This is a genomic window from Buttiauxella sp. JUb87 (assembly GCF_004361975.1).
GTDB classification, from domain to species: domain Bacteria; phylum Pseudomonadota; class Gammaproteobacteria; order Enterobacterales; family Enterobacteriaceae; genus Buttiauxella; species Buttiauxella ferragutiae.
The window spans coordinates 386,863-402,097 of record NZ_SNVY01000001.1 but is presented as its reverse complement, the minus strand read 5'-3'; the positions used below and the strand labels follow the sequence as shown (position 1 = coordinate 402,097).

The following is a 15,235-nucleotide window of genomic DNA, read 5'->3' as shown; positions in this document are numbered from 1 at the left end:
ATGACAACGTTTCATTCGCTAACGGTGGCGCGCATTGAGCAGGAAACTCCTGAAGCGGTTGCCATCACTTTTGCCGTGCCTGCCGAATTGCAGACACATTACGCCTTTAAACCTGGCCAGCATTTGACGCTGAAAACACGTCTCGGTGGCGAAGAGTTACGCCGCTGCTACTCCATTTGCCGCGCCGAACAGCCCGGTGAAATTTGTGTGGCGGTGAAAGCCATCGAAGGCGGGCGTTTTTCGCAGTACGCGGTGAGCGATTTAGCGGCGGGAATGGCGATGGACGTGATGATCCCGCAGGGGACATTTGGTTACCAGCCGCAGCACGACACCGCAGGCAACTATCTGGCGCTGGCGGTCGGTTCCGGCATCACGCCGATGTTAGCGATTGTTAGCGCCACATTAGCGACTGAATCTGACAGCCGCGTCACGCTGGTTTACGGCAATCGCAGCAGCCGCAGCATGATGTTCCGCCAGGCACTGGCCGACTTAAAAGACCGCTATCCGCAACGCCTGCAACTGATTTACCTGTTCAGCCAGGAAGTACAAGAAAGCGAGTTGCTGAGCGGGCGTCTTGATGGCGCGAAACTCAAAGCGCTGGGTGACAATCTGCTCGACTTGAAAGGCTTTGACCGCACCTTTATCTGCGGTCCGCAAAGCATGATGCAGGAATCAGAAGCGGCTTTACTGGCGATGGGTGTCGCACAGCAAAACATCTTTATTGAACACTTCAACACGCCTGGCAGCGCACCAAGCCTGCGTCGCCGTGAGCAAGCGGCAGGCAAAGTGGTGACGCTGCGCCAGGACGGACGCGACCGCAAAATCATCCTCGATTCCGATGACGAAAGCATTCTCGATGCGGCCTTGCGCCAGGGTGCGGATTTACCTTACGCCTGTAAAGGCGGGGTGTGTGCCACTTGCCGCTGCAAAGTGGTCAGCGGTGAAGTAGAAATGGGCGTTAACTACAGCCTCGAGCCAGACCAACTGGCGGCGGGCTACATCCTCAGTTGCCAGGCCTTACCGAAAGGCGACAACGTGGTCATCGACTTTGATGCGCAGGGGCTTTAATGAACGAGCTACTGATTAGCCAGAATGACCGCGTGCTAACCCTGACGCTTAACCGCCCGCAAGCGCGTAACGCGTTAAACAACGCGCTGCTCGAAGACATTGCGCAGGCGCTGGAAAGTGCGCAACACGATGAAAACGTTGGTGCTGTGGTGCTTACCGGCAACGAGCGTTTTTTTGCCGCAGGTGCTGATTTAAAAGAGATGGCGAACCGCGATATGCCCGCCACGCTCAACGATCCTCGTCCACAGCTTTGGGCGCGTATCGAACGCTTTAACAAGCCATTGCTGGCGGCGGTAAACGGTTATGCACTGGGCGCAGGCTGCGAGCTGGCGATGCTGTGCGACATCGTACTGGCGGGTGACAACGCACGCTTTGGCCTGCCGGAAATCACCCTCGGCATTATGCCTGGGGCGGGCGGCACACAACGACTGATTCGCAGTGTTGGCAAAGCGCTGGCCTACAAAATGGTACTCACGGGCGAAGCGATTAGCGCCGAACAGGCACAGCTTGCCGGACTGGTGGCAGAGGTTTGCCCACAAGCCCTGACGCTGGAATACACCAAAAAACTGGCGGCACGCATCGCACAACATGCGCCACTGGCGTTGCAGGCGGCGAAAACAGCACTGCGCCAGGCGCATGAGCTTTCACTCAGCCAGGGATTACAGCATGAGCGCCAGCTTTTCACGCTACTGGCCGCCACTGAAGACCGGCAGGAAGGCATTGCCGCATTTCTTGAAAAACGACCCGCTGCGTTTAAAGGACGATAACCATGAATTTCATTCTTAGTGATGTGCAAAACGGCGTGATGACGCTGACTCTCAATCGCCCTGAACGCCTGAACAGCTTTAACGACGAAATGCACCGCCAGTTGGCAGAAGTGCTGACGCAGGCCGAGCGCGACGAGTCCATTCGCTGCCTGCTGATTACCGGTGCCGGGCGTGGGTTTTGTGCCGGGCAGGATCTCAACGACCGCAACGTCGACCCAAGCGGCGATGCACCGGATTTAGGCGCGTCGGTGGAAAACTTCTACAACCCGCTGGTTAAGCGCCTGGCAAAATTACCCAAGCCGGTGATCGCGGCGGTAAATGGTGTTGCCGCCGGTGCCGGAGCCACGCTGGCGCTGGGTTGCGACATCGTGATTGCGGCGCGTTCGGTCAATTTTGTGATGTCTTTCAGCAAACTAGGTCTGGTACCGGATTGCGGCGGCACCTGGTATCTGCCACGTCTTGCCGGGCATGCTCGGGCGATGGGGCTGGCATTAATGGGCGACAAACTGAGCGCAGAACAGGCGCTACAGTGGGGGATGATCTGGCAAGTGGTTGACGACGAAGCGTTAAACGATACCGCCCGCCAGCTTGCCACGCATTTTGCCAGCCAGCCAACCTTCGGCCTTGGTCTGGTGAAGAAAGCGCTGTATGCCTCAGAAACTAACACGCTGGATGCGCAGCTTGATCTGGAGCGCGATTACCAGCGTATGGCAGGCAGAAGTGAAGATTATCGCGAAGGTGTGTCGGCCTTCCTCGCCAAACGCCCTGCGGTGTTTAAGGGGAAATGATGATGCTGACTCCACAATCGATTATCGCGGTGATTGGCAGCGGCACCATGGGCGCGGGCATTGCCCAGGTTGCCGCGCAAGCCGGGCATCCGGTTAAAATTTATGACATCCAGCCCGATGCCGCCGTTCGTGCTATTGATGGCATCGCCACCGTACTGAGCGCCCGCGTAGCAAAAGGCAAACTCACCGAGTCTGAGAAAAATGCCGTGATTAACCGCTTAACCGCCGCACAAGAATTAAATGAACTGGCGGATGCTGCATTAGTGATTGAAGCGGCAGCCGAGCAAATCGACATCAAACAGGCGATTTTCCGCGACCTGGCGACCGTCTGTTCAGCAGAAACTATTTTTGCCAGTAACACCTCGTCAATTTCGATTACCGCGATTGCCAGCGGTGTGCCACATCCACAGCGTGTGGCGGGGCTGCATTTCTTTAATCCGGCTCCGGTGATGAAACTGGTGGAAGTGGTGAGCGGGCTGGAAACCGCGCCCGCTGTGCTGGAGAGCCTAACCAGTCTGGCGCTGCGTTGGGGGAAACAACCGGTGCGTTGCCACTCAACGCCTGGCTTTATCGTCAACCGCGTGGCGCGTCCGTTTTATTCGGAAGCCTGGCGCGCACTGGAAGAACAAATTGCCCCTGCGGGCGTGATTGATGCGGCCTTGCGTGATTGCGGCGGTTTCCCGATGGGGCCGCTGGCGCTGACCGATTTAATCGGCCAGGACGTCAATTTTGCGGTGACCTGTTCGGTGTTCAACGGTTTCTGGCAGGAGCGCCGTTTTCTGCCGTCGCTGATTCAGCAAGAACTGGTACTCGGTAAGCGTTTGGGTAAGAAAACCGGGCAGGGTGTCTATCGTTGGCCACTCAATGAAGAATTGCCTTATCTGGCCGCGCTGCCTGCCAGCGCGGGTGCACAGCTGATTGAGCGCCACGGGCGTGCGGCCTGGCTAAATAATAGTGATTTCGGTGACAGTGTCACTGATTCATGGTTACAACTGGACGAAGTGCGGGTTGAAGTCACGCAAGGCGAAACAGCAACTCAATTAGCAAAACGGCTGAATTGCCCGGTGGTGCTGATTGATTTGATTAACAACTGGCAGTCATCGCCATTGGTTGTGCTGGCTGCCGCCGCTGGCAATACGCCAGAACAAACCGCCAAAGCGATTCATTTTTTCCAGCAACAAGGCAAACAGGTGCTGGAGATCCGCGATTACCCTGGCCTGTTGGTATGGCGCACCGTGGCGATGCTGGCAAATGAAGCAGCAGACGCACTGCAAAAAGGGGTCGCCAGCGAGCAGGACATCGACACCGCGATGCGCCTGGGTGTGAATTACCCGCGTGGCCCGCTGGCGTGGGGCGCGGAGCTGGGCTGGCAAAATGTGCTGCGCCTGCTGGAAAACCTGCAACAACATTATGGTGAGGAGCGTTATCGCCCGACCTCGCTGCTGCGTCAACGCACGCTTCTGGAGACTCAACATGAGCACTAATGCCTGGGCGAATGCCCGCGAAATGTACGCTCGCGACAACTGCGCGCAGCAGATGGGAATTGAAATTCAGGAAATGGGTGAAGGCTTTGCGCGCTTAACCATGACCATTACCACCGCGATGCTCAACGGCCATCAAACCTGCCACGGCGGGCAACTCTTTACCCTCGCGGATACCGCATTTGCTTATGCCTGTAACAGCCAGGGGCTGGCGGCGGTGGCTTCCGGTTGCAGTATCGATTTTGTGCGTCCGGGTAAAGCGGGGGACACGCTGACAGCGATTGCCCAGGTGCGCACTCAGGGGCGGCAGACGGGCGTCTATGACATTGAAATTATCAATCAGGATGAGAAAACCATCGCACTGTTTCGCGGGCGTTCGCACCGTATCGGAACCACTCTCTCTGGAGCCAAACTATGAAAGACGCCTTTATCTGTGATGGTGTCCGCACGCCAATTGGCCGTTACGGCGGCGCACTTTCTTCGGTGCGAGCCGATGACCTGGCCGCAATCCCGCTCAAAGAGCTGATGGCGCGGTACCCGAATCTGGACTGGAACGCGGTGGATGACGTGATCCTCGGTTGTGCCAACCAGGCAGGGGAAGATAACCGTAACGTGGCGCGAATGGCGACACTGCTTGCCGGACTCCCACAGACGCTTTCCGGTACCACCATCAACCGTTTATGCGGCTCCGGTCTGGATGCGTTAGGCATGGCGGCGCGAGCCATCAGAGCCGGTGATGCTGAGCTGATGATTGCCGGTGGCGTGGAGTCGATGTCGCGTGCGCCGTTCGTGATGGGCAAGGCAAATACGCCGTTTCAGCGCCAGGCAGAACTGTTTGATACCACGATCGGCTGGCGTTTTGTGAACCCGCTCATGGCTGAACACTTTGGTACTGACAGCATGCCCGAAACGGCAGAGAATGTAGCGGAGTTGTTAAGCATAAGCCGGGCGGATCAAGATGCGTTTGCCTGGCGTAGCCAGCAACGTGCAGAGCAAGCGCGCATCAATGGCGTACTGGCACAGGAGATCGTGCCGGTGGTGTTGCAAGGGAAAAAAGGAGCGGTGACTGAGGTTCGCGAAGACGAACACCCGCGCCATGAAACAACTTTGCAACAACTCAACGCGTTAAAAGCGCCATTCCGCAAAAACGGGGTGATCACCGCCGGTAACGCTTCCGGTGTCAACGATGGTGCGGCAGCATTGATTATTGCCAGCGCATCTGCGGCACTGCGCCATGGTTTAACGCCAAAAGCCCGTATTGTGGCGATGGCAACCGCTGGCGTTGAACCGCGTCTGATGGGGCTTGGACCAGTACCTGCGACCCGCAAGGTGCTGGAGCTTGCAGGACTCTCCATCAACGATATGGATGTTATCGAACTGAACGAGGCCTTTGCCGCGCAAGCGTTGGGGGTATTACGACAGTTGGGGCTGCCTGACGACGCCCCACATGTTAATCCCAACGGCGGCGCGATTGCGTTAGGCCATCCTTTGGGAATGAGTGGAGCCCGACTGGCGCTAGCCGCCAGCCACGAACTACATCGCCGCAATGGCCGTTATGCCCTGTGTACGATGTGTATCGGTGTTGGCCAGGGCATTGCCCTGATCCTTGAGCGTGTGAGCTAATCAAACCTGCGAGTACCCTATAATGATAACCTCTACTACAAAGCTGGAACCGATTGAAACGGCATCAATTGATGAGCTGCAGGCCTTACAAACGCAGCGTATGAAATGGACGCTCAACCACGCCTATAACAATGTGCCGATGTACAAACGTAAGTTCGATGCAGTCGGCGTACACCCTGACGATTTCAAAGAGCTGAAGGACATTCGCCTCTTTCCCTGCACCACCAAACAGGATTTGCGCGACAACTATCCGTTCGACACTTTTGCGGTGCCAATGGAGCAAGTTGTGCGTATTCACGCGTCATCCGGCACCACCGGTAAGCCAACGGTGGTCGGTTACACGCAAAAAGATATTGATACCTGGGCGGATATTGTGGCTCGTTCGCTGCGTGCCGCAGGCGGTACGCCGAAAGATAAAATTCACGTCGCTTATGGTTACGGGCTGTTTACCGGCGGGCTGGGTGCGCATTATGGCGCTGAACGCCTCGGAGCCACCGTTATCCCGATGTCTGGCGGGCAAACCGAGAAACAGGCACAGCTAATCCGCGATTTCCGCCCGGATATGATTATGGTGACGCCGTCCTGGTGTCTGAACCTGATTGAAGAGCTGGAACGCCAGATGGGTGGCGATGCGCGCGATTGCTCGCTGCGTGTTGGGGTGTTTGGTGCAGAACCGTGGACCCACGCCATGCGCCGTGAAATCGAACGTCGTTTGGGTATTACAGCACTGGATATTTACGGGCTGTCGGAAGTGATGGGCCCAGGTGTGGCGATGGAATGCCTGGAAACCACGGACGGGCCAACGATTTGGGAAGATCATTTCTATCCAGAAATCGTTAACCCAATTAGCGGCGTACCGCTGGAAGATGGTGAGCAGGGCGAATTGCTGTTTACCACGCTGACCAAAGAAGCGTTGCCGGTGATTCGTTACCGCACCCGCGACCTGACGCGTTTACTGCCAGGCACCGCGCGCACCATGCGCCGTATGGACCGCATTACCGGCCGTTCAGACGATATGTTGATCATCCGTGGTGTGAATGTGTTCCCGTCACAACTCGAAGAAGAGATTGTGAAATTTGAGCATCTGGCACCGCATTACCAACTGGAAGTGCACCGCGACGGCCATCTCGACACGCTTTCTGTCAAGGTGGAGCTGAAAGAGAGCAGCTTGTATCTGAGCCATGAACAACGTTGCTCGGTGTGCCACCAGTTACGTCATCGCATTAAGTCGATGGTCGGGATTTCTACCGATATCAGCATTGTGAATTGCGGTAGCCTGCCACGTTCGGAAGGCAAAGCGATTCGCGTGTGTGATTTGCGCACAGCGGCGAATCAGTAACAATATCCCGCATTAACATGCGGTTCAGGCTGCGTTAATGCGGGCTTCAAAAGCGCTGTCGACAATGATTTCAAAGTCGGTATACAGCGCTTTAGGTTTTACTTTGCGACCGGTTTTGATTAGCTCAACGAATCCGTGCCTGTTTAGCGCCTGCAAAGTGACAGACAGGTTACTGAGCTGGCGGTTGGACAGCGCCGCAAGTTCGGAGATAGTTTCCGGTTGATGTTCGACCATGAGTCGCAAGAGTGCGATGTTTTCAGGATTCAATATTTGCCCTAAGGCGTTGATTGAGACGAACCATATTTTAGGTTCATCCTCTGCCCGGAGATACTTACCGGACACAATAGCCAGCATATACTTTTGAACCAGTGCATTCGACATGATGCCGATTCTTGCTTTCATTGTTGCTTCCTTCGGTTGATTAGTTCTTCGCTGTGTTTAAAAAAATCTTCCAGCAGTTGTGCCGCAGAGGAAAATTCATATACATGCCCTTTATCGGACGCCGTAAGGTGAACGTGGTCACGGACGATTCGACTACCAAACTTCCCTTTGCCGGCTGCTCTGATGCCATGTGCATTGTCATAACCAAAAATGCGTGTGTTGTACTTGTTATGCAAAGTTAACGAATAACGAACACCATGTGGGCAAAGGACCGTAGGGGCGACCTGCCAGACTTCCGCTTTCCACCAATAACCGTCGTCCATTTGGACCGAGACCCCGTGAAGTTCGAGTAACCACTGCAAGCCAAAATCTTCTCTTTCCATCGAGTAAAATCCTTACTTATGACCGAATCATAATGTTAGTTTGATTTTTATGCAATGGAAGAATGATGGGGAAAAAATGGCAGTACAATACAGAGACTTAATATTGTGGAAACGCCTCGCAAAACTAAAATCAAAACGGTTATGTCGGATGACGCTGCGCTTATCCGACCTACGAAATCTGTATTTTCGAAAAATGTGAATCACATTGTTAATGACATGATTTTTATTATCTTTGTTGTGCTATGTTTTATGTCTTAACGGTTTTAAACGGAATTTTAGTCTGACGATGAGCAACAAACTGGAACAGTTTATTCAGCAGGCGGTCAGCGCCGTTCCCATTAGCGGAACGTCGCTGATTGTCTCTTTGTACGGTGATGCGCTGGCGCATCGTGGCGGAGAAATCTGGCTGGGAAGCCTGGCGACGATGCTTGAATCGTTAGGCTTTGGCGAACGTTTTGTGCGGACCTCGTTATTCCGACTCAACAAAGAAGGCTGGCTTGACGTGGAACGCGTCGGGCGACGCAGTTTCTATCGTCTCACCGAAATGGGGCAGCGTATGACGCGCCGCGCAGAAGCCAAAATCTATCGTGCCGGGCAACCAGAATGGGACGGTAAATGGCTGCTGTTACTCTCGGAAGGGCTTGAGAAAAACACCCTCCTGCAAGTGAAGAAACAACTTATCTGGCAAGGGTTTGGTACGCTGGCACCGAGCCTGATGGCGTCGCCGTCGCAAAATCTGGCGGACGTGCAGAACCTGCTGCATGAAGCCGGAGTTGCCGATAACGTAATCTGTTTTGAAGCCAGTTCGCCGTTGCAGGCATCAAAAACTGCACTTAAAGCGCGCGTCGAAGAATGCTGGTTGTTGACCGATAAAAACGACCGCTACGGCGAATTTATTAACTCGTTTCGCCCGTTGTTGCCGCTATTACGTGAGGCCGATGAAAGTGAACTGACGCCGCTGCGCTGTTTCCAGATCCAACTTCTGCTTATCCACTTTTATCGTCGCGTGGTGCTTAAAGACCCACTGCTTCCTGATGAGTTACTGCCGCCACACTGGCAGGGGCAAAGCGCTCGCCAGTTGTGCATCAACATTTACCAACGCGTTGCGCCCGGTGCGCTGCTGTTTGTCAGCGAGCATGGGGAAACCTCGGTGGGTGATTTGCCACAACCGGGAAGCGGCTATTTTCAGCGTTTTGGTGGAATCAATCTGAACCCGTAAGGAGAAACTATGCCCGTGTATCAAATTGATGGACTCACCCCCGTGGTGCCGGAAGACAGCTACGTGCACCCGACGGCGGTACTGATTGGCGATGTGATTCTCGGCCATCGAGTTTATATCGGGCCGAATGCCAGCTTACGTGGCGACTTTGGGCGCATTATCGTCAAAGATGGGGCGAACGTGCAGGATAATTGCGTGATGCACGGTTTCCCGGAGCAGGATACCGTAGTCGAAGAGGACGGTCATATTGGTCACGGCGCTATTTTGCACGGCTGCTTAATTGGCAAAAATGTGCTGGTTGGCATGAATGCGGTGATTCTGGATGGCGCACAAATTGGCGAAAACAGTATTGTCGGTGCCACGGCGTTTGTGAAAGCGCGCGCCGAGTTTGGCGCGAATCAAATGATCCTCGGCAGCCCGGCGAAGTTGGTGCGTGAATTGCGCCCCGAGGAGATTGAGTGGAAAAAGCAGGGCACGCGTGAATATCAGGAACTGGTGATCCGTTGCCAGCAAACTATGCACCAGGTGGAACCGTTGCGCGAAGTGGAAGCGAATCGCGATGAAAAAACCATAATTAGTGCGCATCAGCCAAAATCGTAAAAGTCGCGCCAGTGGGGGAATCGCGGCTGCGTTATCCCTCGCTAGTTTACTGCCAGCGTTTGCGATATTCCCCAGGCGAAACACCGAAGCGCAACTTAAATGCCGTCGAAAAGTGGCTATGGTCGGTGAATCCCCAGTTATAACCAATTCCGGCTAATTTCTCGGTCGTGCTGACGGTGCGCAGCGCCTGGGCGCACAAATCCAGTCGACGGTTTTTGATGTATTGCGCCACCACCAGACCTTTATCGGCAAACATGCGGTACAGACTACGCACTGACATTCCCGCTTCACTGGCAATCCATTCAGGGCGTAAATCTTCCGACTGAATATTGTTATCAATCAGCCCCATTACCCGCTCAAGTTGCTTGTCACGTTTGGACGGCAGGGCATCGCGCACCTGCAATACCGGGCGCAGCAGGCAAATAAGTGCTTCCAGCGCGGCTTCACTTTCGCAGGCGTTAAGCGTCGGGTTTTTCATGCTTTCATGCAGCAGGCGCTGGCTCATTTTCACCACTGGCATCTCGGCGTTGAGGCGATAGGCACAAGGGAGTTCACCTGAACGACGGTTTTGCTCCAGCATATGGCGCGGAACCAGCAATGAAATTTGTTTGGTTTGTTGGGTGTAATTGATGCTGCACGGGCGTGAAGCATCAATCAGCGTGATATCACCGCTGTGCATCACCGCCTGGTTGTTGCCTTGCTCCAGAACGGTTTCACCATCGAGTTGAAACACCGCGTAATACCAGGCGTCGTTGCTGCGAGCGACTTCATATTGGGTACGGAACAGACGTGAATGAGCGGCATCGACGATGCTCAGCTTCATGGCATTGGCGTGATATTCCTGCAAACTGCCGTGGAATCCACCATCCGTGACTTGCCCGGCGAAAGGCCCGCAGGCACGGTTGATATGATCCAACCAACTATCGAAACGCTCGTGATTTGCCGAATCTGCCATTGTTCACCTCACCAATTGCACAGGGGTGCCACGTGTTAATTCATTGTTACAGCTTGCGCGATACGGGAGAAGCCCTTCGCGTCTGGTATAGGAATTCACTATAGATAAATTGGCCAATAAAACGGCGAGCTTTGTCGCCAAATGCGTGTGCTGTCACAGGGAACAAAGTAATTGTCAGGCACAGGCAAACCTTTTACGCAGCCAGCCCCTAGACTGCTTACCAGGGCTTGTTGCCAATACGATGATAAGGAGAAACTATGTCTGCTAACGCTGTTGCTGTTCTCGAGTCGGTTCAACGTTTTCTGGCGCGCCAGCATGGGCTGTATATCGACGGAAGCTGGCATGCGTCGGCTTCCTCATCACGCCTGAGTGTTTTTAACCCGGCAGATGGCCAACAAATTGCCACCAGTGCCGATGCCAGTGAAGCCGATGTCGACAAAGCTGTCACTTCGGCCTGGCGTGCGTTTACCAGCGGCGTGTGGGCGAATATGTTGCCTGCCGCACGCGAAAGAATTCTGCTGAAATTTGCTGACCTGGTTGAACAAAATACCGAAGAACTGGCGCAACTTGAAACGCTGGAACAAGGTAAATCCATTAACATTTCCCGTGCTTTTGAAGTGGGCTGCGCGCTGAACTGGATGCGTTATACCGCCGGGCTGACCACCAAAATCAGCGGACGCACGCTGGATGTATCGATTCCAATGCCGGAAGGGGCGCGTTACCAGGCCTGGACCCGCAAAGAGCCGGTCGGTGTGGTCGCAGGCATTGTGCCGTGGAACTTCCCGCTGCTGATTGGCATGTGGAAAGTGATGCCCGCACTGGCGGCAGGTTGCTCGATTGTGGTGAAACCATCGGAAACCACGCCGCTAACGTTGCTACGTGTGGCGGAATTAGCCAGCGAAGCCGGTATTCCTGATGGCGTATTTAACGTTGTCACCGGCAGCGGCGCGGTTTGTGGGCGTGCGCTGTCACAACATCCATTGGTTGCGAAAGTCAGCTTTACCGGTTCGACCGCCACCGGCAAAGGCATTGCGCGCGCGGCTGCGGATCGTCTGACTCGCGTCACGCTAGAACTGGGCGGCAAAAACCCGGCGATCGTACTGAAAGATGCCGACCCTGAGATGGTGATTGGCGGGTTGATGGCGGGTAGTTTCCTGAACCAGGGGCAGGTTTGCGCCGCCAGCTCACGCATTTACATTGAATCGCCACTGTTTGACACATTAGTCAGCGGCTTTGAGCAGGCGGTGAAATCACTCTCTGTAGGCGCAGGTATGGATACCGGTACGCACATCAACCCACTGGTTTCAAAAGCGCATCAGCAAAAAGTCGCCAGTTATCTGGATGATGCGCAGCGCAAACATGCGGAGTTGATCACCGGGAACACCGCGCCAAAAGGCGAGGGTTATTACATCACGCCAACGCTGGTTGTGAATCCGTCAGCGGATTTGCGCCTGAATCATGAAGAGGTGTTTGGGCCGGTAGTAAACCTGGTGTGCGTCAAAGATGCCGAAGAAGCGTTGCGCCTGGCAAACGACACAGAGTATGGCTTAACGGCGAGTCTGTGGACCAACAACATGCAGGCGGCGATGAGTTATACCTCACGCATTCAGGCGGGAACCGTTTGGGTAAACAGCCATACGCTTATTGATGCCAATTTGCCGTTTGGCGGCATGAAACAATCCGGTTCAGGCAGAGATTTTGGCCCGGACTGGCTGGATGCTTATACGGAAACAAAATCGATTTGTGTGCGTTATTAGAATAAATAACCCCGAAATCTTTCGGGGTTAACTTCAAAATGGTGGATGACGCTATCGCTTATCCACCCTACAAAACCCGTTTATTACAATGAGTATTAAAATCAACAATAGTTGTGTCATTAAATAAATATAAACGCCAGATTTACATGAAGCTATTAAATTCAATCAATTAAGATTGGTTCCAGCGCTGTTTAAGATAGTTAACTGCTTCCTGGGTTTGCGGCTGGTTGAGGTAGTTCTCTCTGAACAAAATCGTGCCGTTAATTTGTGGCGTCGACTCATTCAAATCGAGCTGTTTTTTCAGCTCCGGCACCCCGCCACGAACCATCCAGTCCGGCTCATTCTTTGACGGTTCGCCCACTTTGTACAACGCCACGCCGATGTAAAGACGGGTGTTAGTTGGCTTCACCACATCTGCCCACCATTTTGCCAGCACATCATAACGCGCGGCATCGCGGGCAAAAGGCCAGTACAACTGCGGCGCAATGTAATCCAGCAACCCTTGTTGCACCCACTTGCGGGTATCAGCAAATGATTCGTCGTATGCGGCAGCACCTCGCGTATCGGAACCCATTGGGTCGAATGAGCGATTGCGCCATACGCCCGCAGGGCTAACGCCGAATTCAACGCCCGGTTTCAGCTGTTTAATGGTGCGAGAAACTTGTTCGATTAACTGCTGGGTATTGTGGCGTCGCCAGTCAGCTTTTGAGTTAAATGCCAGGCCATACTTTTTGAATGTCTGGTTATCGTTAAGCGCAGAACCTGGTGATTCGGTATAGAAGTAATCATCAAACTGGACACCATCAATATCATAGCCTTTGACGACTTCCGCCACGATGTTGGTTATCCAGTCGCGTGCTTCCGGAATGCCAGGGTCCAACACGTAACGGTCGCCCGCAGTACGAATCCAGTCACGATGCAGGACGTAAACACTCGCCGGATTCAACGACAATGTCTGGTTCAGTTCCGCAAGGGTTCGGGGAGTAGTGTTAGTCGAGACACGATAGGGGTTAAACCAGGCATGCACTTTTATGCCGCGCTTGTGTGATTCATCGAGCATAAATTGCAACGGGTCGTAACCTGGGTCTTGACCAATATTACCGGTAAGCACGTCAGACCACGGTAAAATTTTTGACGGCCAAAGGGCGGTGCCATCCGGTTTAACCTGGAAAAAGACGGTATTAATCCCGAGACTTTTCAGATTATCCAGCTTGTCGGTCAGCGCTTTTTTCTGCTGGTTGATACGCAGCTCTGGGCTGCTGATATTCACCGATGACACTGGAGGCCAGTCGAGACGGGAAACCGTCGCCAGCCACACACCACGCACAGGTTCCTGGCTTTTCGATTTTCCAGGTAGTGAATTTTTAACCCCCGGCTGGAGCGGCGTGACTAAAGACTGTGGGGGTTTAGATGAACAACTTGCAAGTAAAAGAGCAAACGCAACGAGCGCTCCTGTTCGTTTAACGTGTGGCATCATCGTGTGTTCGCTCTTTTATGGCGTCAGAAATCTGGAGCTAGCAAGATTATCAGTAAACAAACAGAGTGTCAGTATTCCTTAAAGGCCAGTTCCAGGCGGGCGAGCAAAGGTTTAAACAGGTAGCTCAGGAATGTCCGCTCGCCGGTTTTTATTGTCACGCTGGCGGGCATACCGGCTTTAATTTTGTAATCTCCCAGCAAATGCACGCCTTCTGTCGAGACTTGTACTTCGGCAAGATAATAGGGCTGCTGGGTAGTTTCATCGATCAAACGGTCGGCTGAAATAGTCAACACATGCGCAGGAACCGATGGCAGTAAAGCATGGTTAAGAGCCGGGAATAACACATCAACCATCAGCCCCGGGGTCAGTTTATCAATGGCATGCACCGGGATTTTGGCATCAATTTGCAGAGGTTGTCCGGCCGCGACAATATCCATTAAATGTTCACCAGGCTGAATAACGCCGCCCACGGTGCTGACTTTGACATCCAGAACGATGCCATCAATCGGCGAGCGGATTTCCGTATTATCCAGCTCATGGCGGGTTGACACCAGTTCATCTTCCAGCATCGCCACTTCTTTTTGTTTTTCTGTTAATTCAGATTCCACTTCGCGCAGGTATTGATGGCGCACTTGATAGGCCTTTATTTTCAATTCATTTTGTTGCGATTTGAGTCTGGCAATATTCAGAATATCTTCCGAGACACTGCCGGATATTTCCGCAGCTTCGCGTTCAAGTACCAGTAATTGCGCTTTGGGGTAGTAGTTCTTCTCACTGAGTGCGCGAATAGCACCCAATTCACGGTTGATCAGATTAGACTGATGATCGCGATAGCTCTTTATTTTATTTAAATTATCAGTCTGCTCGACAAGGCCAACGAGTGTTTCCTGAATCATCGACACTTCGTCCTGGATATTTTTGCGGCGCGTATCAAATAATTTTTCTTGCAGGTTTCTCACTTCTATCAGGCGTTTGTTGGTTGAAAACTGTTGTGTCAGCACTTTGTCGAAGGCAATGGTTTCCAGGCCATCTCTTTCGGCCAATAAACGATCTTCATTACTTTTGGCTGAGATATATTGTGCGTTTAATGCGCTGTAACGCATGTCGAGCTGCATTTTATCCAGCCGCACTAATATCTGGTTCTTTTTAACAATATCGCCTTCTCTGATAAAAATATCGGTAACGCGTCCACCGCTCAGATGTTGAATGGTTTTGCGGTTGCTGGAAACCGTGACTGTACCGTCAGCCACCACACCCGCATCTAAAGGAGCCTGTACCGCCCACAATAAGAAGCCACCGACGCCAAGCATAATGACGACGATCCCCCGCAGGATCGGCGGCCAAATTTGCGTATCTACGCTGCCAGAACCCAGAATTTCGCTTTTAATCTTTTTCAT

Annotated in this window: 15 protein-coding genes; 10 read left to right on the top strand and 5 right to left on the bottom strand. The window is 53.3% G+C overall.

Features of this window, described 5'->3' with window-relative positions; genetic code table 11:
- The 7 genes from paaE to paaK are packed head-to-tail and all read left to right on the top strand — an operon-like array spanning position 1 to position 7,066.
- The gene (paaE, locus tag EC843_RS01730; RefSeq protein ID WP_064546647.1) at positions 1-1,068 is read left to right on the top strand and encodes a 1,2-phenylacetyl-CoA epoxidase subunit PaaE; all 1,068 of its coding nucleotides are present in this window, start codon (positions 1-3) and stop codon (positions 1,066-1,068) included.
- Positions 1,068-1,835, top strand: a complete 768-nt coding sequence (gene paaF, locus EC843_RS01725; protein WP_064546649.1) for a 2,3-dehydroadipyl-CoA hydratase PaaF — start codon at positions 1,068-1,070, stop codon at positions 1,833-1,835. Before paaE ends, paaF begins: the two co-directional genes overlap by 1 nt.
- 2 nt (positions 1,836-1,837) lie before the next feature.
- Positions 1,838-2,623 (top strand): 2-(1,2-epoxy-1,2-dihydrophenyl)acetyl-CoA isomerase PaaG, encoded by a 786-nt coding sequence (gene paaG / locus EC843_RS01720; RefSeq protein WP_064546651.1) that lies wholly within the window; start codon positions 1,838-1,840, stop codon positions 2,621-2,623.
- Positions 2,623-4,107, top strand: a complete 1,485-nt coding sequence (gene paaH, locus EC843_RS01715; RefSeq protein ID WP_166642020.1) for a 3-hydroxyacyl-CoA dehydrogenase PaaH — start codon at positions 2,623-2,625, stop codon at positions 4,105-4,107. Before paaG ends, paaH begins: the two co-directional genes overlap by 1 nt.
- On the top strand, positions 4,097-4,522 hold the full coding sequence (gene paaI, locus EC843_RS01710; protein ID WP_064546655.1) for a hydroxyphenylacetyl-CoA thioesterase PaaI: 426 nt from the start codon (positions 4,097-4,099) through the stop codon (positions 4,520-4,522). Before paaH ends, paaI begins: the two co-directional genes overlap by 11 nt.
- Positions 4,519-5,727 carry a 3-oxoadipyl-CoA thiolase gene (gene pcaF / locus EC843_RS01705; protein WP_133521488.1) on the top strand — a complete coding sequence of 403 codons (1,209 nt, stop codon included), beginning with the start codon at positions 4,519-4,521 and terminating at the stop codon, positions 5,725-5,727. Before paaI ends, pcaF begins: the two co-directional genes overlap by 4 nt.
- A 22-nt stretch (positions 5,728-5,749) precedes the next feature.
- Positions 5,750-7,066 (top strand): phenylacetate--CoA ligase PaaK, encoded by a 1,317-nt coding sequence (paaK, locus tag EC843_RS01700; RefSeq protein WP_121813504.1) that lies wholly within the window; start codon positions 5,750-5,752, stop codon positions 7,064-7,066.
- A gap of 24 nt (positions 7,067-7,090) precedes the next feature.
- Here paaK and EC843_RS01695 read toward each other — a convergent pair whose 3' ends face one another.
- Positions 7,091-7,468 (bottom strand): transcriptional regulator, encoded by a 378-nt coding sequence (locus EC843_RS01695; protein WP_064546659.1) that lies wholly within the window; start codon positions 7,466-7,468, stop codon positions 7,091-7,093.
- Positions 7,465-7,830, bottom strand: a complete 366-nt coding sequence (locus tag EC843_RS01690) for a DUF6516 family protein (RefSeq protein ID WP_064546661.1) — start codon at positions 7,828-7,830, stop codon at positions 7,465-7,467. Before EC843_RS01690 ends, EC843_RS01695 begins: the two co-directional genes overlap by 4 nt.
- Positions 7,831-8,116: 286 nt before the next feature.
- Here EC843_RS01690 and paaX point away from each other — a divergent pair, with 286 nt between their 5' ends.
- Together paaX and paaY are read left to right on the top strand one after the other, a co-directional pair.
- Positions 8,117-9,049, top strand: coding sequence for a phenylacetic acid degradation operon negative regulatory protein PaaX (gene paaX / locus EC843_RS01685; RefSeq protein WP_121813502.1), 933 nt, complete (start codon positions 8,117-8,119; stop codon positions 9,047-9,049).
- 9 nt (positions 9,050-9,058) lie between these two features.
- Positions 9,059-9,649 carry a phenylacetic acid degradation protein PaaY gene (gene paaY / locus EC843_RS01680; protein ID WP_121813501.1) on the top strand — a complete coding sequence of 197 codons (591 nt, stop codon included), beginning with the start codon at positions 9,059-9,061 and terminating at the stop codon, positions 9,647-9,649.
- A gap of 46 nt (positions 9,650-9,695) precedes the next feature.
- Here the strand turns inward: paaY and feaR are convergent, their stop codons facing one another.
- Positions 9,696-10,604 (bottom strand): transcriptional regulator FeaR, encoded by a 909-nt coding sequence (gene feaR / locus EC843_RS01675; RefSeq protein ID WP_064546668.1) that lies wholly within the window; start codon positions 10,602-10,604, stop codon positions 9,696-9,698.
- 257 nt (positions 10,605-10,861) lie between these two features.
- On the opposite strand from feaR, the gene EC843_RS01670 reads away from it, so the two are divergent.
- Entirely contained in the window at positions 10,862-12,361 is a 1,500-nt protein-coding gene (locus EC843_RS01670; protein ID WP_133521487.1) for an aldehyde dehydrogenase family protein, read from the top strand.
- Positions 12,362-12,530: 169 nt separating this feature from the next.
- Here EC843_RS01670 and EC843_RS01665 read toward each other — a convergent pair whose 3' ends face one another.
- Together EC843_RS01665 and EC843_RS01660 are read right to left on the bottom strand one after the other, a co-directional pair.
- Positions 12,531-13,838 carry a glycoside hydrolase family 10 protein gene (locus tag EC843_RS01665; protein ID WP_133521486.1) on the bottom strand — a complete coding sequence of 436 codons (1,308 nt, stop codon included), beginning with the start codon at positions 13,836-13,838 and terminating at the stop codon, positions 12,531-12,533.
- Positions 13,839-13,906: 68 nt separating this feature from the next.
- Complete coding sequence (locus EC843_RS01660) at positions 13,907-15,235, bottom strand: HlyD family type I secretion periplasmic adaptor subunit (protein ID WP_064546675.1); 1,329 nt, start codon at positions 15,233-15,235, stop codon at positions 13,907-13,909.